At 63.1% G+C, this 507-nt stretch carries 1 pseudogene; it reads right to left on the bottom strand.

Annotated elements, in window-relative coordinates:
* Positions 1-129: 129 nt before the first annotated feature.
* A pseudogene (locus tag VQ045_RS21925) lies at positions 130-507 on the bottom strand (IS21 family transposase); the annotation flags it as partial.

Here is a 507-nt window from a genome sequence, read left to right on the forward strand (position 1 = left end):
CTCCTCGAACGACAGGGCATCGAGATCCGGCGATCGTCGCTGTTCCTCGAAGGCTTTGGCCATTCCGGTCAAGCCGAGTGCGATCAGCCGTTCATTGGTGGGATGCGTGAGCATTGAGATCTCCCTGGTTCAGTGGAAATAGCCCTGACCGCGGATGTTGCCGTGGCGCAGGGGTTGGTGATCGGGCGTCTCGTCGAGGAAAGCGCGATCAAGGCCGTTCTTGAGAATCGAACGGATCGAGGCGACGGAGCGTGCCTTGATGAGGATGGCGCGTTGGCAGGCTGCATCGACGCGCGCTTTGTCGTAGCTCCTGGCCAGCGACAGAATGCCGAGGCAGGTGCGAAAGCCTTGCTCGGGATGAGGCCGGGCAGCGATGACGGCTTGAAAGAAGGCGGCGGTGGAGGGACCGATCTTCTCGCCGGCCGCGATCATTCCTCCCGGCGTCCACTTGCCATAGCGACGGTGCGCGCTCGGCATGTGATCGGCAATCGTCGTGTGGCCGCGCCG

The organism is Aurantimonas sp. E1-2-R+4 (genome assembly GCF_036549515.1).
Taxonomy (GTDB): Bacteria; Pseudomonadota; Alphaproteobacteria; order Rhizobiales; family Rhizobiaceae; genus Aurantimonas; species Aurantimonas coralicida_A.